The following is a 19,188-nucleotide window of genomic DNA, read 5'->3' as shown; positions in this document are numbered from 1 at the left end:
CGCCTGCTTGTCTCGTCGCCATGACATCTCCACGGATCAACCGCCGCACTATGTTCCGCACCGCCGCCGCGGGAGCGGGGGTCGCGGCCGTCGGCGCGGCGGGCGCGGGCGTGCTGCTCTCGGGCCGGGAATCCGGCGAGCCAGTTCGCCTACCCGGCGCGGGGAACGCGGAATTCCGCTGGCTGGGCGTCTCCGGTTGGCGCATCGACATCGGCGGGGACACGCTGCTCATCGACCCGTATCTGACCCGCTTCCCGGTGGGCCTCGCCGCGGGCGCCTTCGAGGCGAACGCCCCGCTGCGGGTCGATCCCGCCGCCATCGACCCGCACGTCGGCAACCCGAAGTACGTGTTCGTCACGCACACCCACTGGGATCACTTCAACGACGTGCCGCACATCGCCGCGCGCAGCGGCGCACGGGTTTTCGGCACCCTCACGACCTATCACGTGGCGCAGTCCTACGACCTGCCGCCCGCGCAGTTGAGCGTGGTGAAAGGCGGCGAGGTGCTCGATTTCGGCGGCTACACCGTGGAGGTCGTCGGCTCGCTGCACAGCCGCACCGGCCAGTACTCGGTCACCTTCCCCGGCGTGCGGACCAGCACGCCCGCGCGTCCCGCCACCATCGCCGACCTGCCCGAGGGCGACACCCTGGCGTTCCTGCTCCGCGTCGACGGCGGACCATCGGTATTCTTCATGGGCGCAAGCGATTTCGTCGAACGCAACCTCACCGGCGCCGCGCCCGACGTCGCCGTCGTCGCGGTCAACTCCAGCAACGCCACCCACGACTACGCCACGCGGCTGCTACGCGCACTGGATCACCCGCGCACCGTGGTCCCGGTGCACTGGGACGATTTCGAGTCCCCGCTGGCGAACCCGCCGCGCACCGACGACAAGAGCGCGCGGCAACGCGACGCGCTGATCGCCGCGGTGCGCGCGGAGAGCCCGCGGACGGAGGTGATCGTGCCGGAGTACCTGAGGCCGTACCGATTCGGGTGAGCCCCACGGAACGCCGCCCGGTTTCGGGGCCTGGGGGACGGGAATGACGGCAAACGAGTCACGTAGCCCGAACTCGAGGCCGACATCCTCGAGTCCTACGAGGAGCATCACGTGGCCGATCTGCTCGTCATGGAGCTGGCCGCCATGAAACCCGAGGACGAGCGCTTCACCGCCAAGACCACCGTGCTCATCGAGAACGTCGATCACCACATCGATGAAGAGGAGAACGAATGGTTCCCGCAGGTGCGCGAGCATCTCGGCCGTAAGCAGCTGCAAGAGATGGGCGCGCGGATGATCGAGCTGCGGAAGAAGGCGCCCACGTCGCCCGCCCACCCCTCGGCGCTGAAGAAAGCCGTCGACGCCGTCGTCTCGTGATCGGCGTGTGACGCCGCGGGACCGGGGTATGCGGCGAGCATGGCTACTACAGCTCCGCTTCCCGAAGAACGTGTCGGCGCGCCGTTGCGCGCCGTGGTGACCGGGTCGGACTCCGGCATCGGCGCGGCCGTGGCGGTCGCGCTGGCCGGTGGCGGCGCCGACGTGGGCATCACCTACCACACCGACGCCGAAGGCGCCGAGCGAACGGCCGAGGAGGCGCGCGGGCGCGGTGTCTCGGCGGTCGTGCGCAGGCTCGACCTCGGCGACTTGCCTACTTCGGCCGCTGTCATCGATGAACTGGCAGACGAGCTCGGCGGCTTGGACGTTCTGGTCAACTGCGCGGGTACGGGCTCTGCGCAGAAGGCCATGGACATGGATTTCGACACCTGGCGTCACGTGCTCTCGGTCGATTTGGACGGCGCGTTCCTCTGCGCTCAGCGCGCTGCCAAACACATGATCGAGGGTGGTCACGGGGGCCGCATCGTCAACATCACCAGCGTGCACGAGCACGCGCCGCTGGTCGGCGCCGCGCCGTACTGTGCCGCGAAAGCGGGTCTCGGCGCCTTGACCAAGGTGCTGGCCCTGGAACTGGCCGAGTACGACATCACGGTGAATTCCGTTGCGCCGGGGGAGATTTCGACGCCGATGACCGGTCAGGAAAATGTGGACCCGCGCTCGGAACCCCGCCCCGGCGTGCCGCTCGGCCGTCCCGGACACGCGCGGGAAGTCGCGTCGGTGGTCGCGTTTCTCACGACGCCCGCGGCGGGATACGTGACGGGGGCGTCGTTCGTGGTGGACGGTGGGATGCTGCTCATGGGGCCGCAGGCCAGTGTGCTTCTCGGCGACGAGAAGTGGCGGCGGGTCTGAACCCGCGGGTGGATAAGCCAGGTTGCGTTGCCTTCTGGGCCGAGCTCGACGGGTCGCGTATGCGGGCCGAGCTGGGTTGAACCGCAGAGCTTTTGGTGTGATTGGGCAAGGCGCCCGCCTCGTCGCTGCGGTGACGGCGCTGCGCCGGGGCGTCGAGGGCGCTCGGTGAGGTGTGCTCGGGCGAAGTCGGTTGGACGACTCGGGATGCCGCGTGGGGAACCGAGGAGTCGATCGGCTACTGTCGAGCTTCTCCGGCCGACCCGCGACAGCGTGCTTCCGTGGCCGCGAGGCGGCGGGACGGTCGCCATCCCATTCTGCAGGACTCGATATGCGGGATTGCGCCCCGAATTGTTCGTGAAACCGGGTTCAGACCATATGATCTCGCCCATGAGAAAACTCGCACACCGCCGGATCACCTTCCTCGCCGGAGCCGTCATCGCCGCCGCGCTCCCCATGGCGGGAGCCGGGTACGCGTTCGCCGCGGACCCGGCCACGGACGCCTACCTCCAGGCGGCGAAGGAGGCCTGCGAGTCGGCGGGCTTCCAGCTGAACACGAACGTGGCGGCCGCCGGCTTCCGCTCGGCGACCGCGCCGTGCGTGGACTCGCGCACGCTGGCCGTGGTGCAGGTGCCCGTCGCGAACGGGACGGCGTGCTCGATCCTGGACGGCATCGTCACCCGTGAGGGCACCGCCTTCGACGGCGTCTGCCGGTAATCTTCCGATCTCGCCGAACACGGCCCTCCGCTGCCGCGCGCACGGAGGGCCGTCGTCGTATTCGGAACCGCCGGAGGAGACGGTGCCCCGCGGCCTGCGCCGACCCCGAATTCGCCGACGGAGAATGTGAAATCCCCACACCGGGCTCGACGCCACGATTACCTTCGGCTCTATGACGAACAGTTCGTCGGAACGACGCTACGACAGCCGAACCAAGGCAGTCCGGCTGCAACTCCAGGAGCTGATGCTCGCCTACTCTCCCGTGAGCCAGAACTCCTCGAACCGAGCCGCCTTCGCCCAGGACGACCAGCTGGTCTTCGCCCAGCACGTGCCCGTCGGCGGATACGGCAGCGCCTGCGCGTGCTGCGGACGCCGCTGGCCTTGCCCTCGGGTCGAATCCCTGCGCGACGCCGGGCATTACATTCGCTGACCCGCAGCGGCTCGGTCGGGGCTCGGGCCGTTCACCCGGCAGGTAACAATTGAATACCGGGCGGTCTTCTTTCATGATCGCCGACGGTCAGGCGAGGCGGTGCTCTTCGACCGGAGTGCTCAGGATCGTTCCGTTGAGGTCGAGGTAGAGCAGGCGCTCGGTGACCGAGAGGGTGACGGTGTTGCGGCGTTCGACGGCCGCGACGGCGGAATCGATGAAGGCGCGGTCGAAGCTGTAGACGGGGATCGCGTCGGCGCGGTGGATGCGTTTGCCGGTGAGCTGGGCGAGGACCTTCGCGGGATCGCGATGGGTGTAGACGGCGACGCGTTCGGCCAGCTTGCTGCCTCGGTGCAGGCGCTCGGCGTCGGGTGCGCCGACCTCGATCCAGGCGGTCAGGCGGCCGGTGAGGTCGCGCACCAGCACCGCGGGCTCGTCGGTGGACGACACGCCGCCGTCGCTGAAGGTGATGCCCTCCTCGTACTCCAGGCAGTAGGCCAGCAGTCGCGTCAGCATGAACTCCGCCGTTTCGGACGGGTGACGCGCGACGCGCAACTCCAGCTCCTGGTAGACGCCACGATCGACATCGGCCAGGTGAACGGTGAAGGTGTGCAGTGTCGCGCTGAGGGCCATAGAAGCAGAAGCTTAATCGCCCCGCCGACCGGCGATGCTCGGCCGCACCCGGCTTCGCACGCCGCGCAGCGGCAGCGCATCCACAAGGCATTCGAAAAGATCCAGGGCAAGGGTAGCCATTGGTAAGTCAATAGACTTCTGTTCATGGGGAATCGGCAGGCCAATGGGGTGGCGGATCTGACGCACCTGCGGACCTTTCTCGCGGTGTACCGCGCGGGGTCGATCACCGCGGGCGCCGCGCAGGTCGGGTTGTCGCAGCCGACGGTGACCACGCAGTTGCAGACGCTGGAGCGGCGGCTCGGGCGTCCGCTGTTCGATCGGCTGCCGCGCGGCGTGGCGGCGACGGCCGCCGCACACGAGCTGGCCGCCAGGCTGGCCGGGCCGATGGACGCGTTGGAGGCGATCGCGGGCGGCGCCGAGCCGGAGGCCGCCGTACCCGAACCTCCGGTGCTGCTGGCCGGTCCCGCCGAGCTGCTGGCCACCAGGGTGGTGCCCGCGCTGGCCCCGCTGGTGTCCGACGGCGTGCGGCTGACGATCACCGCGGGGCTCACCGACGACCTGCTCGCCGGTCTGCGCGCCGGAACCTACGACCTCGTCGTGGCCACCACCCGCCCGCGCGGCCGCACGGTGCTCGCCGAGCCACTCGCCGACGAGGAATTCGTCCTCGTCGCCGCGCCGGACATCGCGCGACGCATCGACACGGCCCGGCTGCGCGCGGGCGACCCGTCGGCGCTGTCCGCACTGCCCCTGCTCAGCTACGCCACCGATCTGCCGATCCTGCGCCGCTACTGGCGCCACGTCTTCGACACCCGCCTCGTGGCCGAACCGGCGCTCGTCGTCGGCGACCTGCGCGCGGTGCTCGCCGGGGTGGTCGCGGGCGCGGGCGTCAGCGTCGTGCCACGCTATCTGTGTGCGCGCGAACTCGCCTCGGGCGCGATCACGGCGCTGCTCGAACCGGACGATCCGCCGATCAACACCGCCTTCCTTGCTCGCCGCCCCGGCGGCTCCCCGCGCCGCCACGTCGATCTCGTGCGCAGCCATCTGCTGGGCGCGGCCAAGGAGTGGTGATTCCGCCGCAGTCGTGCGGGGCTGGGGGTCCGTCGCATCCTTCACCCGGCAAGCGGCGAGGATCGTTCCGCCCGGAATCATCGAGTTTCCCCGTAAGTCGGGGAAACCGCTGGTTCTTCCGTCGAAGAAGTGTCAGTCTTAACCGGTGACCCAACCTCCGGATATTCAGGCAGCGGGACCAGATCCGTCCTCGGACAAACTGGACGCCGCGGTGTTCAAGGTGGCGGGCGTGGTCGTGCTCGGCGCGATCATGTCGATCCTCGACATCACCGTCGTGACCGTCGCGCTGCCGACCTTCCAGATCGAATTCGGCACCAGTTACGCCATCGCCGCGTGGACGATGACCGGCTACACGCTGGCGCTCGCGACCGTCATCCCGCTGACCGGATGGGCGGCCGACCGATTCGGCACCAAGCGCCTCTACATGGCGGCGCTGACCTTCTTCGTGCTCGGTTCGCTGCTGTGCAGCACCGCGTGGAACATCGAGTCGCTGATCGCGTTCCGCGTGATCCAGGGCATCGGCGGCGGCATGCTGATGCCGCTCGGCATGACGATCATGACCCACGCGGCGGGACCGCAGCGGGTCGGTCGCGTGATGGCGGTGCTGGGCGTGCCGATGCTGCTCGGTCCGATCGGCGGCCCGATCCTGGGCGGCTGGCTGATCGACGCGTTCAGCTGGCACTGGATCTTCCTGATCAACCTGCCGATCGGCATCGTCGCGCTGGTGCTGGCTTACCTCGTGTTCCCGGCCGACCAGCCGGAGCCCTCGGAGTCGTTCGACTTCCTCGGCATGCTGCTGGCCTCGCCGGGTCTGGCGTTGTTCCTGTACGGCGTCTCCTCGATTCCGGAGGCGGGCACCGTCACCGCGCGAAAGGTTCTCATCCCGGCCGCGATCGGTCTCGTGCTGCTGGTGGCGTTCGTCTTCCACGCGCTGCGGGCCAAGCATCCGCTCATCGACCTGCACCTGTTCCGCAACAAGGCGCTGACCGCCTCGGTGCTCACCATGGTGCTGTTCGCCATCGCGTTCTTCGGCGCGGGTCTGCTGCTGCCGAGCTACCTGCAGCAGGTGCGCGGTGAGTCGGCGCTGGCGGCCGGTCTGCTGATCGCGCCGCAGGGCTTCGGCGCGATGCTCACCATGCCGATCGCGGGCCGCTTCGTCGACAAGTACGGTCCGGGCAAGATCGTGATGATCGGCATCGTGCTGCTCTCGGCGGGCACCGCCTTCTTCACCCAGCTCGAGGCGGACACGTCCTACGTCGTCCTGTGCCTGGCGCTGCTGGTGATGGGTCTCGGCATGGGCTGCACCATGATGCCGATCATGACCGCCGCGATCCAGACGCTGACCCACCAGCAGGTGGCGCGCGGCTCGACGCTGATGAACATCATCAACCAGACCGCGGGCTCGATCGGCACCGCCACCATGTCGGTGGTGCTGACCAACCTGCTGAAGGACCAGCCCCTGGCCGGACCCGCGATCGTCGCGAACTCCGATCCCGCCATCGCGCAGCAGCTCGGACCCGACGCCATCGCCACGGGTCTGGATCAGGCCGCGCAGGCGTTCAGTGACACCTACATCGTGGCGCTGGTCCTCATCGTGCTGACCCTGGTTCCGGCGTTCTTCCTGCCGCGGACCAAGCCGGCGACCGCGCAGGACGCCGACGCGAAGGTGCTAGTGCATTGAGCGCGAGGCTGGTGCATTGAGCGTGCAGGCGCTGGCGCACTGAGTTCGCGGCGCTGCCAATCGATTCGGGCCCACGGCGAATACGCCGTGGGCCCGAGTCGTTTCCCGGCCGAAGCCCTCAGCCGTAGAGCGCGACGAACTTCTCCAGCGAACGCTCGATATCGCCCTTCACCGCGCGGGCCACGCCCGCGCCGATCGGCCCGAACAGCGGCGCCCCGCCGAGCTCGATGTCGACGGTCACCTCGGATCCGGAACCCTTGGGGGCGACCAGAAGTCCCAGCGAGAACTTGGTGCCGCCCTTGCCCGAGCCGTTCAGCACCAGCTTGCGCGGCGGCTCGGCGGTCTTGACCTTCCATGTCACGCGGTTGCGCAGACCCTTCACCGACGCGACACCCACCAGCTCGGTCCCGACGGTCAGCTGCTCCGGGACCTCGCCGCGCCACGACTCGTGCATGGTCAGCCACTTGTCCAGCTCGGACAGATTGGCGGTGTGCGTCCACGCCGCTTCCGGGCTGATGGGGACGTCGACGGAGACCTTCAGCTTTGCCATGCCGCGCATGTTATCCGGTACCGGCGGTTCGGCCTATCGTCGATCGCGGCCGTCGGCTGTGAGCCCTGTCACTGCGGAATAGGCTGCGGCGCACTCCGGTTACTATGGTTGCCAAGTCAACCAAATGAGCTCGAGGAGGCCTCGTGCAGTTCGGAATCTTCACCGTCGGTGACGTCACCGCGGATCCCACGAACGGCCGCACCCCCAGCGAGGCCGAGCGGATCAAGGCGATGGTGACGATCGCGCAGAAGGCCGAGGAGGTGGGACTCGACGTGTTCGCCACGGGCGAGCACCACAACCCGCCGTTCGTGCCGTCCTCACCGACCACCATGCTCGGCTACATCGCCGGGCGCACCGACCGCATCCAGCTGTCCACCGCCACCACGCTGATCACCACCAACGACCCCGTCAAGATCGCCGAAGACTTCGCGATGCTGCAGCACCTCGCCGACGGACGGGTCGACCTGATGCTCGGCCGCGGCAACACCGGACCCGTCTACCCCTGGTTCGGCAAGGACATTCGCGACGGCATCGCGCTCGCGATCGAGAACTATCATCTGCTGCACCGGCTCTGGCGCGAGGACGTGGTGGACTGGGAGGGCAAGTTCCGTACGCCGCTGCAATCCTTCACCGCCACGCCGCGCCCGCTCGACGATGTGCCGCCGTTCGTCTGGCACGGATCCATCCGCAGCCCCGAGATCGCCGAACAGGCCGCCTATTACGGCGACGGCTTCTTCGCCAACAACATCTTCTGGCCCAAGGAGCACTTCCAGCGGCTGATCGAGCTGTACCGCCGCCGCTACGAGCACTACGGGCACGGCGCCGCCGACCAGGCGATCGTCGGTCTGGGCGGACAGGTGTTCATGCGCAAGAACTCCCAGGACGCGGTGCGGGAGTTCCGCCCGTACTTCGACAACGCGCCGGTCTACGGTCACGGTCCCTCGCTGGAGGAGTTCACCGAGCAGACCCCGCTCACCGTCGGCAGCCCGCAGCAGGTCATCGACAAGACGCTGACCTTCCGCGAGCACTTCGGCGACTACCAGCGCCAGCTCTTCCTGATCGATCACGCCGGGCTGCCGCTGAAAACCGTGCTGGAGCAACTGGATCTGCTCGGCGAGGAGGTGGTTCCGGTGCTGCGCGAGGAGTTCGCCGCCCGCCGTCCCGCCCACGTGCCCGACGCGCCGACGCACGCGTCGTTGCTGGCCGCGCGCACCGCGGCGCAGGAGGTGATCTCGTGACGACCGATCCGTATCGCGACACGACGCCGTTCGAGGACCTGCTTGCGGGACGTCTGCCGAGCTGACGGGGATAGTCGTTGCGCACCGGCCCGGTGCGCAAGAACAGGGCGGCGCCGAGGATGTCGCGCCCGATCATTGTAGTAATTGAAAGTTCTACCAACTCCAAGGAGCGCACCATGACCACCGGAATCGCCAAGGGACTGACCGCGGGCACCTGGGTCGTCGACCCCGCCCACTCGACCGTCGGCTTCTCGGTACGCCACCTGATGGTGAGCAAGGTCCGCGGCCGGTTCACCGACTTCGGCGCCACGCTCGTCATCGCCGAGGACGGCACCGCGTCGGCCGAGGCCGAGATCCGGGTGAACTCGCTGACCACCGACAACGAGCAGCGCGACGCCCACCTGCGCACCGCCGACTTCTTCCACGCCGAACAGTTCCCGGTGATGACCTTCAAGTCGACCGGATTCCGGGCGAGCGGTGCGGAATTCGTCGTCGACGGCGAGTTCACCGTGCGCGGGAACACCAAGCCGGTCTCGCTGAAGGTCGAATTCCTCGGCGTGAACGCGGGCATGGGCAACGGCCCGGTCGCCGGTTTCGAGGCCACGACCGTGGTCTCCCGTCGCGAGTTCGGCCTCGACATCGACATGCCGCTGCCGGATGGCGGCGCGGTCATCGGTGACAAGATCACCCTGACCCTGGAGATCGAGGCCGGCCTGCAGGGCTGAGGTCGGGCCCGGCCGAGGGGGATCGGGGCGCGCGCCATCTCGCGAGCGCGGCGCGCGGCCCGTCGATCGCCCTCGGCCGCCGAGCCTATCGGGTCCTTCGCCACGACGCGGATCAGATCGGATCGAATGCGCACAACCGCCAGGAGCCGCCGGACCAGTCGCGGTACTCGGCCCGGTAGCGGATGTCGGGGTGCCGCTGGTAGCGCACCGTGACCACGGCGCTCGCCGCGCTCGGCAGCATCGGATCGCCGAGCCATCGGAAACTCGCGATCTCCACGACCCGCCCGACACCGCGGGTCTCGGCGTCGGCGGCCATCGCCTGGCGCAGCCGTTCCCGCTCGTCGGCGGGAACGGCGAAATCGACGCGCTCGCCCAGCTTGCCGCACGCGACGGAGCGCAGCGCCGCAGGATCGGCGGCCCCGAACGCGTGGACCGCCTTGCGTGTCGCCAGCCGGACCGCGTCCACGACCGGCGGAATCGGCCCGCCGCCAGTCGATTTCTCGGCCGCGCATGGCGTGGTCGCGACGACCGACAGATAGCGCTTGCCGTCGGTGTCGCGCACCTCGAAGCCGATCTCGAATCCCTTTCCGTCGCGCCGATACCCGCCGCGGCGGCCGGCGAGCGCCTTGTCGACGGGCGCGGTGAACCCACGCTCGGCCATCGACGTCAGTGCCGTTTCCGTCGCATCGACCAGCTCCGGCGACGGGTCGGTGAAACGGTCGCCCGCCGACAGCTTCCACGGCGGGCCGACGGTTCGCGCCGACGCGTTGGTCGCGCACCCGTGTCGCGTCACCTCCGCCCCGTAGGAGCGGGCCGGATGGGGTGAGAGGGCGAGCAGATTGTCGAACAGGGCGTATTCCGCCTGTTCGACGGTGAGACCCGTCGACTGCAGGATCTCGGCGTTGTCGGGGCCGCGGCGGTAAGGATCGCAGGCCGTCGCCAGAGCGGCCAGCGCGAGCGCGATCAGCAGTCGGCGGCACCTCATCGCCGGACACATCGGCGCGGGCCCGGCCTGCCGGACGCGGCGATTTCGTTGTCGGGCGTACGGGCGTCCACGGTGCTCGGTTCTGGATCCATGATTGCTTTCCCCCGGTTCGGTTGTGCTGGTCGGAGTGTTCGTCTACTCCGACGCAGCGGCGGTCCGCGCGGTTCCACCGGCGGGCCGGAATTCACCGAACAGCGCGTGATTCCACCGGTCGCTCTTTCCGGCGCAATGGCTCGTCTGCGGGCACAATCGGCTGCGCTACTTTCGTTTTTCGACGTCGGAAATCCATGCGCCCCCGAAAAATGAAGCCGGTCACCGGGATACGTCGAGACTTCGTTGAGATGCTGCTAGGGTGGGCGAGTCGTCGGGTTCGGGCTGGTCGGAGTCGCTTCGGTCAGCCGGCGGTCTATTCGCTGATCGCCTGTCCTGCAGGCACTGTGAGGTGTGCGGTGAGCCTCCGGTCGGTGTCTTCGGGGTGCCGGATCCACCGACGTGCAATGGATCCGATCGAGCGTCATGCGATCGGTGTCGTGAGGAATAAAGGTAAGACGGAGATCTGTAGTGACAGGGTGCTGGTTCAGGCGCGGACCGTAGCGGGGCGGGGCATCGGGGGAGGCACGATCCCGTGAACGACGAGAGAACTGATGAATCTGGATATCGCCGTACTTGTTCCATGGATCCTCGCCGCGCTGCTGATCGCCGCGGTCGTTTATCTGATCACCGCGCTACGCGGAGCGCAGGGCAAAGCCGAGTCCCTGCTGGAAGACCAGCGTAAACGCGACGAAGCGCTGGAGCGCTTCGCCGGACAGACGATCCCCTCGATCACCGACGCCGTCCGGCGCTTCGAAGCACCGACCGGAACGATCGAAGTGCCGACGGGACTGCAGAATTCGCGGCTGGCCCAGTGCCTGCAGTGGATCGGCGACCGCTACGCCGATGACCTGCGCCTGGTGCAGACCGAGGCGAGGGACCGGGCCAGGCTCGAGGCCGACGCGCATGCCAGGCAGGCGATTCAGGCTGCCGAGGACGCGGTGCGCGCCGAGGTGGGTGGCGCCGCGCGCGACGCGACCAGCGGCGCGGTGCGCTCCTTCGGCACCTCGGTGGTGAGCCTCGGCGCCGACGCCAGCCAGGTGGTGAGCGCCGCGCTGCGCGCGCACCGCAACGACGACGTGTACGCCACCCTCACCCGCATCGACCACACGGTTCAGCAGATGATCCGCCAGGCGCAGTCCTACGTGATCGTGTGTGGCGGCCTGCCGGGCAGGCGCTGGCCCGCCCAGTCGCTCACCGACGTGGTCGGCGGCGCCACCGGCCGCGTGCGCGACTACCTGCGGGTGCGCACCACGCAGCTGGACCGCGTGGTCGTCAGCCGAGCGGTGGAACCGCTCGTGCACACCCTGGCCACCCTGCTCGACAACGCGCTGCGCTACTCGCCGCCGACCTCCTTCGTGGACATCAGCTTCCAGGAGGGGCACCACGGCGTCACCGTCATCATCGACGACGCGGGCGTGCGGATGAACGCCGAGCAGATGGAGGAGGCAAGGCAGGTGCTCGCCAGCGAGCGCCCGGTCGACATCCACCAGCTCGGTCCGTCGCCGAAGGTCGGTTTTCCCGGTGTGGCCGCGCTCGCGCGTCGCTACGGGTTCACGGTCTACATCGACGGGCCCAACGCCTACGGAGGCATGCGCGCGATGGTGTACATCCCCGAGGCCCTGCTCGCCGCGCCGAGCGGGAGCGACGCGACGGCCGTGGCCACCCCGGCCGTGGCTCCCGCGCCCGCGCCCGAACCGGCGCCCGCACCGCGCCAGGAAGAGCCGGAGGACACCCGGTTCGCGGTGCACGAGATCACCGAGGGCGGCCTGCCGAAGCGGCGCCGCCGCGAGGTGGCGCCCGCGATCGGAACGCGAGCCAGGAATTCCGGCTCCGAGCCCGCGCTCGGCAGGCCCGATATCGCCGCCGCATGGCACACCGGTTCCAAGAGCGGCCGCGCCGCCGCCGAACAGACGGAAGGGATGACTCCTTGATGGGCACACCGACTACCGCCATGGCCGATAGCAGCAACAAGCTCGGCTGGCTACTCGAGGATCTCAACATTCCAGGCGTCCGGTTCGCGGTACTGCTGTCCGACGACGGACTGCGCATCGCGCACTCGAAAGGCATCGCTCGCGACGACGCCGAACGTTTCTCCGCGGCCGCCTCGGGACTGCGGTCCCTGGGCAAGGCGCTCGGCGAGTTCTGCGGCGGTCTGGAAACGGGCTTGCGCCAGAACATGACCGAGTACGACGACGGGATGATCTTCATCACCGCCGCGGGGGAGGGCGCGCTGCTCGGGGTCTCCACCACCGCGGACATCGACGTCAGCCTCATCGCGCACCGGATGAACGAGCTAGCCGGTCGCGTCGGGCACGAGCTCGGCAGCCAGTCTCGGCAGAGGACAGACAGCAGCTTGTCATGACCAGGTCCCGCCGCGACCCCGACCTAGTCAGGGCCTATGTCCGTACCGGCGGGCGTTCGCGTCCCACTCGCCAGCTGGATCTGGTCACGCTCGTGGTCGCGGCACTGGCGCCACCGCCCGGCGCGGGCCCGGACGCCCGCCGCGTAATGAACCTGTGCAGCGGTCGCGGCGTCCTGTCCATCGCGGAGATCGCTGCGTACCTGGACCTGCCGCCGTCCGTGGTGAAGATCGTCGTAGCCGATCTCATGGACGGCGGCCATTTGACCACACCGACCCCGGCCGAGAACTTGCCGGAGATAGCCCTGTTGGAGGAGGTACTGAATGGGCTCCGCGCTCTCTCGGCCTGAACGTGTCGTCGACTATGTGCCGGAGACCGTGACCCGATCGGTCAAGCTACTGGTGGCAGGCAATTTCGGCGTCGGCAAGACCACGTTCGTCAGCAGTATCTCCGAGATCAAGCCGCTGCGCACCGAGGAGACCATCACCGAGGCCAGCATCGGCATCGACGACATGGCGGGCCTGCCGGGGAAGACGCAGACCACCGTCGCGATGGACTTCGGCCGCATCACGCTGAATCCGCAACTGGCCCTGTACCTTTTCGGCACGCCGGGTCAGCAGCGCTTCGTGCCGCTGTGGGAGGAACTGGCCCGCGGCGCGCTCGGCGCGCTGGTGCTGGTCGACACCCGGCGCATCGAGAAGGCCGACGAGGTGCTCTCGGTGCTGGAGGAGCGCGGCGTGCCGTATTCGGTGGCGGTCAATCAGTTCGAGGGCGCCAAGCAGTATCCGCTGGAGGAGGTCCGCGACGCGCTGGACCTCACCGAGGGCACGCCGCTGACGATGCTGGACGCACGACATCGCGGCACGTGCCTGCAATCGCTGATCACGCTCGTCGAATTCTTGTTCCACCGTTTGGAGTCCCGACTTTGACAACGCCACCGCACGCGCCGCCCGCCGGTGTCTGCCCCGTCCCGCACGGCTCGCCGATCGACACCAACGGTCCGCGAGTGCCGCTCTACACCGAGGAGTTCGCCGCCGACCCGCACCGCGCCTATCGGCAGATGCGCCGCCAGTACGGTTCGCTGGTGCCGGTCGAACTGTCGCCCGGCGTGCCCGCCACCCTGGTGATCGGCTATCACACCGCGCTACGAATCCTCAACGATCCGGAGCACTTTCCGGCCGACCCGCGCACCTGGCAGCAGAACGTGCCGGGCGAGTGCCCGATCCTGCCGATGCTGGAATGGCGGCCCAACGCTTTGCGCAGCGCGGGCCTCGAGCACCTGCGCTACCGGCAGGCCAACCTCGCCGCGGTCGCCGAGGTCGACCTGCACGCCATGCACGCGACCATCGAGCGGGTCGCGGTCCCGCTGATCAACGCCTTCTGCCAGGACGGCGCGGCCGATCTGATCAGTCAGTACGCCTTCCCGCTCGCCTTCGCCGTGCTCAACGAGATGCTCGGTTGCCCATCCGATATCGGCCAGCAGGTGGCCACCGGCATGGCGGCCATCTTCGAGGGCGTGAACGCCGACAAGGGCAACGCGATGCTCACCGACGCGCTGCTCGAGCTGACCACCCGCAAGCGCAAGGAGCCGGGCGACGACATCGTCTCCCGGCTGATCGGGCACGGGGCCGGACTGGACGACGTGGAGATGATCCACCAGCTGGTCACCCTGTACGGCGCGGGCATCGAGCCGGAACAGAACCTGATCGTGAACACGCTGCTGCTCATGCTCACCGACGACCGGTTCGCCGGAAACCTGTTGGGCGGCAGCCTGTCCACCCGCGACGCGCTGGACGAGGTGCTGTTCACCGACCCGCCGATGGCGAACTACTGCGTCTCGTACCCGAAGCAGCCCATCCTGATCGACGGCGCCTGGCTGCCCGCGCATCAGCCCGTGGTCATCAGCATGTCGGCCTGCAACAACGATCCGGCGATCGATGCGGGCGACTACACCGACAACCGTTCGCATCTGGCGTGGAGCGCAGGCCCGCACGCCTGCCCGGCGAAGTCGGCAGCGTACCTGATCGCGCAGGACGCCATCGATCAGCTGCTCGACGCACTGCCCGAGTTGCGGCTCGCGGTGCCCGTCGATCAATTGACCTGGCGGCCCGGGCCTTTCCATCGAGCTCTGGTGTCCCTTCCGGTCACCTTCCCGAAATCCCCCCCGCTGAACCTGTATTAAAGGAGAGTGCCCCGATGGACAGTCAGCCCCTTGTCCTCGACCCCACCGGTGCCGATATTCAGGGTGAGTCCGCGCGCCTGCGTGAACGCGGACCGGTCGTTCTCGTCGAGCTGCCGGGCGGTGTGCGTGCGTGGTCGGTGACCGATGCCGAACTGTTGAAGCAGCTGCTGGTCGATCCTCGAGTGTCCAAGGACGCGCGCCAGCACTGGCCCGCGTTCATCAACGGCGAGATTCCGCAGGACTGGCCGCTGTTCCTGTGGGTGGCGGTCAACAACATGTTCACCGCCTACGGCACCGACCACCGGCGACTACGCAAGCTGGTGGCGCCCGCGTTCACGCACCGCCGCACCGAGGCCATGCGCCCGCGCATCGAGGCGATCACCGCGGCCCTGCTCGACGAACTCGCCGCCGCCCCGGCCGGGGAGCCGGTGGATCTGCGCGAGGGCTTCGCGTATCCGCTGCCGATCCAGGTGATCTCGGAGCTGATGGGTGTGCCGGAGTCGCTGAACGCGGGACTGCGCACCTGTGTGGACGGCATCTTCGACACCTCGCTCACCCCCGAGCAGTCGCAGGCCAACTACATGGAGATGTACCGCATCCTCGGCGAGCTCGTCGCCTACCGGCGCGAGCATCCCGGCGACGACATGACCAGCCTGCTCATCTCGCACCACGACGAGGAGGACGGCGCCCAGCTCACCGATCAGGAGTTGATCGACACCCTGCTGCTGGTGATCAGCGCGGGCCACGAGACCACGGTGAACCTGCTGGACCAGGCAATTCACGCGCTGCTGACCCATCCCGAGCAGCGCGCCGAGTTGATCGAGGAGCGGGCCGCGTGGTCCGATCTGATCGAGGAGGCGCTGCGGTTCGAGGCTCCGGTCGCGCACCTGCCGCTGCGCTACGCGGTCGACGACATCGAACTCGACGGCGGCGGCCGCATCGCGAAGGGCGAGCCGATCCTGGCGTCCTACGTGGCCGCCAATCGCGACTCGAAGGTGCACGGCGACACCGCAGGCGAATTCGACGTCCACCGCGCCAACAAGGATCACCTCGCTTTCGGCTACGGTGCCCACCACTGCCTCGGGGCTCCGCTGGCGCGCATGGAGGCCGCCGTTTCGCTGCCCGCGATCTTCGCGCGGTTCCCGAACATGCGGCTGGCCGCCGAGCCGGAGGAACTCGGCACGGTGCCCAGCTTCATCTCCAACGGTCACCACCGCCTGCCGGTGTACCTGAACCCGTAACGAGTCGTCCGCGGGGGAGGGCCGCGCGAGCGACCCTCCCCGCGCTCAGATCTGGGACATCAGGCCCGCGAGCAGCGTGAGGGCGGGCAGTGTGCCCTGGATGAAGGCGGCCTTGACGAAACGCCGATCGGTCGCCACCAAGACGCCCGCGGCGGCGATCATCGACCCGCAACCGATCAGCAGCAGCGCCCAACCCGCCTGCGGAAGCGTGGGCAGCAGCAGCGCGCCGATCAACGTGCCGATCGCGAGGAACAGGTTGTACCAGCCCTGGTTGAAGGCCCAGGGCTGGACGGCCGCCAAGTCGTCACGCTCGACGTGGAACGTTGCCGCGTAGACCTTCGGCTCGGCGAATCGCAGCGATTCGAGCACGAAGACATAGCCGTGCAGCAGCGCCGCGAGCACAGCGAGTATCTGGACGACCGTGAGCAAGATGCCCCTCCTCGGTGGGCGCCGACGCGGCGACGCGGTGTACCGGACGAATTCGAGCTTTTGCTTCCAGCACCGTAGCGTCGGCGCGGCGAACGGCTCGCCGACGCGCCGTCGCGCCACGCGCGCGAATCACGCCTCGCCGGGCTCGTTCCAGTTGTAGGTGAGCTCGGCGGCACGAGACCAGCGGCGGTACTCCCGCTCCCTGCGCTGCTCCGGCATCGTCGGCAGCCACCGGCTCGCGGTGCTCCGATTGCGGCGCAGCCCAGTCATATCGGGCCACAGGCCGACCGCGAGGCCCGCGGCGTAGGCAGCGCCGAGCGAGACCGTCTCGGAGAACAGCGGCCGTTCCACCGGCACCCCGAGCGCGTCCGAGATCTGTTGCATGAGCAGGTTGTTGGAGGTCATGCCACCGTCGACGCGCAGTTCGGCGAGCGCGTAGCCGGTGTCGGCGTTCATCGCGTCGACCACCTCCCGTGTCTGCCACGCGGTGGCCTCGAGCACCGCGCGGGCGAGATGCCCCTTGGTGATGTAGGAAGTGAGCCCGGCGATCACTCCGCGCGCCTCGGACCGCCAGCGCGGCGCGAACAGGCCGGAGAAGGCGGGCACCACGTAGCAGCCACCATTGTCCTCGACGGTGCTTGCGAGAGTTTCGATTTCGGGTGCGGCCTCGATGAGCCCGAGCCGGTCGCGCAACCATTGCACCAGCGTCCCGGTGGCGGCCATCGAACCCTCCAGCGCGTACCGGGCGGGTTCGCCGCCGATCTGGAACGCCACCGTGGTGAGCAGTCCGTGGGTGGAGCGCACCGGCGTCGTGCCGGTGTTGGTGAGCAGGAAACTGCCGGTGCCGTAAGTGCATTTGGCCTCGCCCGCCGCGAAACAGGTCTGGCCGAACAGGGCCGCCTGCTGATCGCCGAGCGCGGCCGCGATCGGGATGCCCGCGGCGGTGCGGCCGTACACCTCGGCGTTGGACCGTATGTCGGGCAGCATCGCGCGCGGGATGTCGAAGAAGTCGAGCAGCCGGTCGTCCCAATCCAGGGTGCCGAGGTTCATCAGCATGGTGCGCCCGGCGTTGGTCACATCGGTGACGTGCACGCCGCCGCGCGGACCGCCGGTGAGGTTCCAGATCAGCCAGCTGTCCATCGTGCCGAACAGCACCGCGCCACGCTCGGCGCGTTCCCGCAGCCGCTCGTCCCGGTCCAGCAGCCACCGGATGCGCGGCGCCGCAAAGTAACTCAGCAGCGGCAGGCCGCAGCGCCGGATCACCTCCTCGGCCTCGGGGCGGCGGGCGAGCCGGGCGACGAGTTCCTCGGTGCGGGTGTCCTGCCAGACGATCGCGTTGCCGATCGGTGCGCCGGTCTCGCGGTCCCACAGCACGGTGGTCTCGCGCTGGTTGGCGATGCCGATCGCCACCACTTGGTCGGCGGCCACGCCCGCCTTGGCGATGACCCGGTCGACCAGTGTCGCGACGTGGCGGCGGATCTCGGCGGCGTCGTGCTCGACCCGTCCGGCTGCCGGATACAGCTGCCGATGCTCGCGCTGGGCGATCGAAACCAGTTGTCCCGCCGCGTCGTACAGGATCGACCGGCTGGAGGTGGTGCCCTGGTCGATGGCCATCACATAGCGGCCGCGGCCGCGTTCGACGTTCATGCCCGCGCCTCGCTGGCGCTCGGCTCCGGCATGCGCGATGCGCGCTGGCACATGGTTCGCTCACTGCGTTCGCTCATCGGCCCACCCGCGGCCGTTCGGCGCTCAGATCGCGGGAGACGGCGCCCGCGGTGGTGCGCACCAGCTCGACGAGCCGGGGCCGGACGCCGGGATCGGTGATCCGGTCGACGGCCCCCACCACGCCGAGCGCGCCCACCACGCGCCCACCCGCGTCGCGCAGCGGCGCCGCCACCGAGGCACGCTCGAAGGCGAACTCGGCGACGTCCTCGGCATAGCCCTGGGCGCGCACCCGCGCGATCTCGGCCTGCACCGCGCGCGGCGTCGTCACGGTGCGCCGGGTGTAGGCGGGCAGCGGCGCGCCCGCGACGCGTTCGGTCAGGCCGGGCGTGTAGGCGAGCAGCACCTTGCCGAGTGCGGTCGCGTGCAGGGGAAGTTCGATGCCGACGCGGAGGGTCTGCTCGGTGCCGTCGGGCCGGAACACGTGGTGCACGACCGACACGCCCTCGCCCCGCAGGGCTCCGATCCGCACCGATTCGCCGGAGCGCGCGGCCAGGGTGTCGGCCCAGTTCATCGCGTAGGAGCGCAACACGTTGGTGTCGAGCCGGGCGTCGGCGAGCCCGAGCGCAGTGGCGCCGATCAGGTACTTGCCGGTGCTGTCGTCCTGCTCGATGTAGCCGACGCGTTGCAAGGTGCGCAGCAGGCCGTGCGCCGTCGCCTTGGGCAGGCCGAGCGCGCCGGCGAGCTCGCCGACGCCGACGCCGAAGGGCGCCTCGGCCACCACGCGCAGGATGGCGGCGGCGCGTTCGATGGACTGGATCGGTCCCGGCACGGAGTCGACTCTACAGCCGAGGATCAGCAACGTTCGACAATGTCGAACGTGCCCCGTTGTCGCGGCACTGCCCCCTGCCTACCTTCGGCATGGCGCACCGGCTGCCACGCGCGCCGGGCAACGGACAAATG

The 19,188-nt window shown here is 69.0% G+C and carries 20 protein-coding genes and 1 pseudogene; 15 read left to right on the top strand and 6 right to left on the bottom strand.

Annotation, left to right across the window (positions count from 1 at the left end; translation table 11 throughout):
* Positions 1–20 precede the first annotated feature (20 nt).
* The 5 genes and pseudogenes from AC3EO7_RS06920 (at position 21) to AC3EO7_RS06900 (ending at position 3,381) form a co-directional block, all read left to right on the top strand.
* Entirely contained in the window at positions 21–995 is a 975-nt protein-coding gene (locus tag AC3EO7_RS06920; protein ID WP_431969681.1) for an MBL fold metallo-hydrolase, read from the top strand.
* A 66-nt stretch (positions 996–1,061) separates the two neighbouring features.
* A pseudogene (locus tag AC3EO7_RS06915) lies at positions 1,062–1,370 on the top strand (hemerythrin domain-containing protein); the annotation flags it as partial.
* Positions 1,371–1,409: 39 nt separating this feature from the next.
* Positions 1,410–2,237, top strand: a complete 828-nt coding sequence (locus AC3EO7_RS06910; RefSeq protein WP_431969682.1) for an SDR family oxidoreductase — start codon at positions 1,410–1,412, stop codon at positions 2,235–2,237.
* Positions 2,238–2,624: 387 nt separating this feature from the next.
* On the top strand, positions 2,625–2,951 hold the full coding sequence (locus AC3EO7_RS06905; protein WP_431969683.1) for a hypothetical protein: 327 nt from the start codon (positions 2,625–2,627) through the stop codon (positions 2,949–2,951).
* 172 nt (positions 2,952–3,123) lie between these two features.
* Positions 3,124–3,381 carry a hypothetical protein gene (locus AC3EO7_RS06900; RefSeq protein WP_435590729.1) on the top strand — a complete coding sequence of 86 codons (258 nt, stop codon included), beginning with the start codon at positions 3,124–3,126 and terminating at the stop codon, positions 3,379–3,381.
* An 87-nt stretch (positions 3,382–3,468) separates the two neighbouring features.
* On the opposite strand, the gene AC3EO7_RS06895 is transcribed toward AC3EO7_RS06900, so the two are convergent.
* Positions 3,469–4,011: a YaeQ family protein gene (locus tag AC3EO7_RS06895; RefSeq protein ID WP_435590728.1), complete on the bottom strand. Its 543-nt coding sequence runs from the start codon at positions 4,009–4,011 to the stop codon at positions 3,469–3,471.
* A gap of 144 nt (positions 4,012–4,155) precedes the next feature.
* Here AC3EO7_RS06895 and AC3EO7_RS06890 point away from each other — a divergent pair, with 144 nt between their 5' ends.
* Positions 4,156–5,079, top strand: a complete 924-nt coding sequence (locus tag AC3EO7_RS06890; RefSeq protein ID WP_431969686.1) for a LysR family transcriptional regulator — start codon at positions 4,156–4,158, stop codon at positions 5,077–5,079.
* A 145-nt stretch (positions 5,080–5,224) separates the two neighbouring features.
* Complete coding sequence (locus tag AC3EO7_RS06885) at positions 5,225–6,760, top strand: DHA2 family efflux MFS transporter permease subunit (protein ID WP_435590727.1); 1,536 nt, start codon at positions 5,225–5,227, stop codon at positions 6,758–6,760.
* Between the two features lie 118 nt (positions 6,761–6,878).
* On the opposite strand, the gene AC3EO7_RS06880 is transcribed toward AC3EO7_RS06885, so the two are convergent.
* Entirely contained in the window at positions 6,879–7,310 is a 432-nt protein-coding gene (locus AC3EO7_RS06880; protein WP_431969688.1) for a type II toxin-antitoxin system Rv0910 family toxin, read from the bottom strand.
* A gap of 143 nt (positions 7,311–7,453) precedes the next feature.
* Between AC3EO7_RS06880 and AC3EO7_RS06875 the strand changes: the two genes are divergently transcribed.
* Both AC3EO7_RS06875 and AC3EO7_RS06870 read left to right on the top strand, forming a co-directional pair.
* Entirely contained in the window at positions 7,454–8,548 is a 1,095-nt protein-coding gene (locus AC3EO7_RS06875; RefSeq protein WP_435590726.1) for an LLM class flavin-dependent oxidoreductase, read from the top strand.
* A gap of 176 nt (positions 8,549–8,724) precedes the next feature.
* Positions 8,725–9,273, top strand: coding sequence for a YceI family protein (locus tag AC3EO7_RS06870; protein WP_431969690.1), 549 nt, complete (start codon positions 8,725–8,727; stop codon positions 9,271–9,273).
* Between the two features lie 112 nt (positions 9,274–9,385).
* On the opposite strand, the gene AC3EO7_RS06865 is transcribed toward AC3EO7_RS06870, so the two are convergent.
* Positions 9,386–10,258 carry a hypothetical protein gene (locus AC3EO7_RS06865; RefSeq protein ID WP_435590725.1) on the bottom strand — a complete coding sequence of 291 codons (873 nt, stop codon included), beginning with the start codon at positions 10,256–10,258 and terminating at the stop codon, positions 9,386–9,388.
* Positions 10,259–10,902: 644 nt separating this feature from the next.
* Between AC3EO7_RS06865 and AC3EO7_RS06860 the strand changes: the two genes are divergently transcribed.
* Genes AC3EO7_RS06860 through AC3EO7_RS06835 form a run of 6 tightly spaced genes read left to right on the top strand, consistent with a single transcriptional unit; the run spans position 10,903 to position 16,134 of the window.
* Positions 10,903–12,282 carry an ATP-binding protein gene (locus AC3EO7_RS06860; RefSeq protein ID WP_435590724.1) on the top strand — a complete coding sequence of 460 codons (1,380 nt, stop codon included), beginning with the start codon at positions 10,903–10,905 and terminating at the stop codon, positions 12,280–12,282.
* Complete coding sequence (locus AC3EO7_RS06855) at positions 12,282–12,713, top strand: roadblock/LC7 domain-containing protein (RefSeq protein WP_431969693.1); 432 nt, start codon at positions 12,282–12,284, stop codon at positions 12,711–12,713. The genes AC3EO7_RS06860 and AC3EO7_RS06855 overlap by 1 nt, the downstream gene beginning before the upstream one ends.
* Positions 12,710–13,060: a DUF742 domain-containing protein gene (locus tag AC3EO7_RS06850; RefSeq protein ID WP_431969694.1), complete on the top strand. Its 351-nt coding sequence runs from the start codon at positions 12,710–12,712 to the stop codon at positions 13,058–13,060. The genes AC3EO7_RS06855 and AC3EO7_RS06850 overlap by 4 nt, the downstream gene beginning before the upstream one ends.
* Positions 13,035–13,640: a GTP-binding protein gene (locus tag AC3EO7_RS06845; RefSeq protein ID WP_431969695.1), complete on the top strand. Its 606-nt coding sequence runs from the start codon at positions 13,035–13,037 to the stop codon at positions 13,638–13,640. The genes AC3EO7_RS06850 and AC3EO7_RS06845 overlap by 26 nt, the downstream gene beginning before the upstream one ends.
* Positions 13,637–14,893, top strand: coding sequence for a cytochrome P450 (locus AC3EO7_RS06840; RefSeq protein WP_431969696.1), 1,257 nt, complete (start codon positions 13,637–13,639; stop codon positions 14,891–14,893). Before AC3EO7_RS06845 ends, AC3EO7_RS06840 begins: the two co-directional genes overlap by 4 nt.
* Positions 14,894–14,907: 14 nt before the next feature.
* On the top strand, positions 14,908–16,134 hold the full coding sequence (locus tag AC3EO7_RS06835) for a cytochrome P450 family protein (RefSeq protein WP_431969697.1): 1,227 nt from the start codon (positions 14,908–14,910) through the stop codon (positions 16,132–16,134).
* A gap of 45 nt (positions 16,135–16,179) precedes the next feature.
* On the opposite strand, the gene AC3EO7_RS06830 is transcribed toward AC3EO7_RS06835, so the two are convergent.
* The 3 genes from AC3EO7_RS06830 to AC3EO7_RS06820 all read right to left on the bottom strand — a co-directional run bounded on the left by AC3EO7_RS06830 (position 16,180) and on the right by AC3EO7_RS06820 (position 19,057).
* The gene (locus AC3EO7_RS06830) at positions 16,180–16,563 is read right to left on the bottom strand and encodes a DUF1304 domain-containing protein (protein ID WP_431969698.1); all 384 of its coding nucleotides are present in this window, start codon (positions 16,561–16,563) and stop codon (positions 16,180–16,182) included.
* Between the two features lie 129 nt (positions 16,564–16,692).
* Positions 16,693–18,210, bottom strand: a complete 1,518-nt coding sequence (glpK, locus tag AC3EO7_RS06825) for a glycerol kinase GlpK (protein WP_431969699.1) — start codon at positions 18,208–18,210, stop codon at positions 16,693–16,695.
* Positions 18,211–18,283: 73 nt separating this feature from the next.
* Entirely contained in the window at positions 18,284–19,057 is a 774-nt protein-coding gene (locus tag AC3EO7_RS06820) for an IclR family transcriptional regulator (RefSeq protein ID WP_431969700.1), read from the bottom strand.
* Between the last annotated feature and the right edge of the window lie 131 nt (positions 19,058–19,188).

The sequence above is a fragment of the Nocardia sp. bgisy118 genome (assembly GCF_057708605.1).
Note: the sequence above shows the minus strand (reverse complement) of the source record. Positions and strands in the feature narration are given on the sequence as shown.

What these genes read in the sequence shown, in the direction of transcription:
- AC3EO7_RS06905 (WP_431969683.1), top strand. Translation starts at nt 2,625, where the DNA reads ATGAGAAAACTCGCACACCGCCGGATCACCTTCCTCGCCGGAGCCGTC.
- glpK (WP_431969699.1), bottom strand. Translation starts at nt 18,210, where the DNA reads ATGAACGTCGAACGCGGCCGCGGCCGCTATGTGATGGCCATCGACCAG.
- AC3EO7_RS06890 (WP_431969686.1), top strand. Translation starts at nt 4,156, where the DNA reads ATGGGGAATCGGCAGGCCAATGGGGTGGCGGATCTGACGCACCTGCGG.
- AC3EO7_RS06870 (WP_431969690.1), top strand. Translation starts at nt 8,725, where the DNA reads ATGACCACCGGAATCGCCAAGGGACTGACCGCGGGCACCTGGGTCGTC.
- AC3EO7_RS06850 (WP_431969694.1), top strand. Translation starts at nt 12,710, where the DNA reads ATGACCAGGTCCCGCCGCGACCCCGACCTAGTCAGGGCCTATGTCCGT.
- AC3EO7_RS06835 (WP_431969697.1), top strand. Translation starts at nt 14,908, where the DNA reads ATGGACAGTCAGCCCCTTGTCCTCGACCCCACCGGTGCCGATATTCAG.
- AC3EO7_RS06855 (WP_431969693.1), top strand. Translation starts at nt 12,282, where the DNA reads ATGGGCACACCGACTACCGCCATGGCCGATAGCAGCAACAAGCTCGGC.
- AC3EO7_RS06865 (WP_435590725.1), bottom strand. Translation starts at nt 10,258, where the DNA reads ATGAGGTGCCGCCGACTGCTGATCGCGCTCGCGCTGGCCGCTCTGGCG.
- AC3EO7_RS06900 (WP_435590729.1), top strand. Translation starts at nt 3,124, where the DNA reads ATGACGAACAGTTCGTCGGAACGACGCTACGACAGCCGAACCAAGGCA.
- AC3EO7_RS06920 (WP_431969681.1), top strand. Translation starts at nt 21, where the DNA reads ATGACATCTCCACGGATCAACCGCCGCACTATGTTCCGCACCGCCGCC.
- AC3EO7_RS06845 (WP_431969695.1), top strand. Translation starts at nt 13,035, where the DNA reads ATGGGCTCCGCGCTCTCTCGGCCTGAACGTGTCGTCGACTATGTGCCG.
- AC3EO7_RS06910 (WP_431969682.1), top strand. Translation starts at nt 1,410, where the DNA reads ATGGCTACTACAGCTCCGCTTCCCGAAGAACGTGTCGGCGCGCCGTTG.
- AC3EO7_RS06895 (WP_435590728.1), bottom strand. Translation starts at nt 4,011, where the DNA reads ATGGCCCTCAGCGCGACACTGCACACCTTCACCGTTCACCTGGCCGAT.
- AC3EO7_RS06880 (WP_431969688.1), bottom strand. Translation starts at nt 7,310, where the DNA reads ATGGCAAAGCTGAAGGTCTCCGTCGACGTCCCCATCAGCCCGGAAGCG.
- AC3EO7_RS06860 (WP_435590724.1), top strand. Translation starts at nt 10,903, where the DNA reads ATGAATCTGGATATCGCCGTACTTGTTCCATGGATCCTCGCCGCGCTG.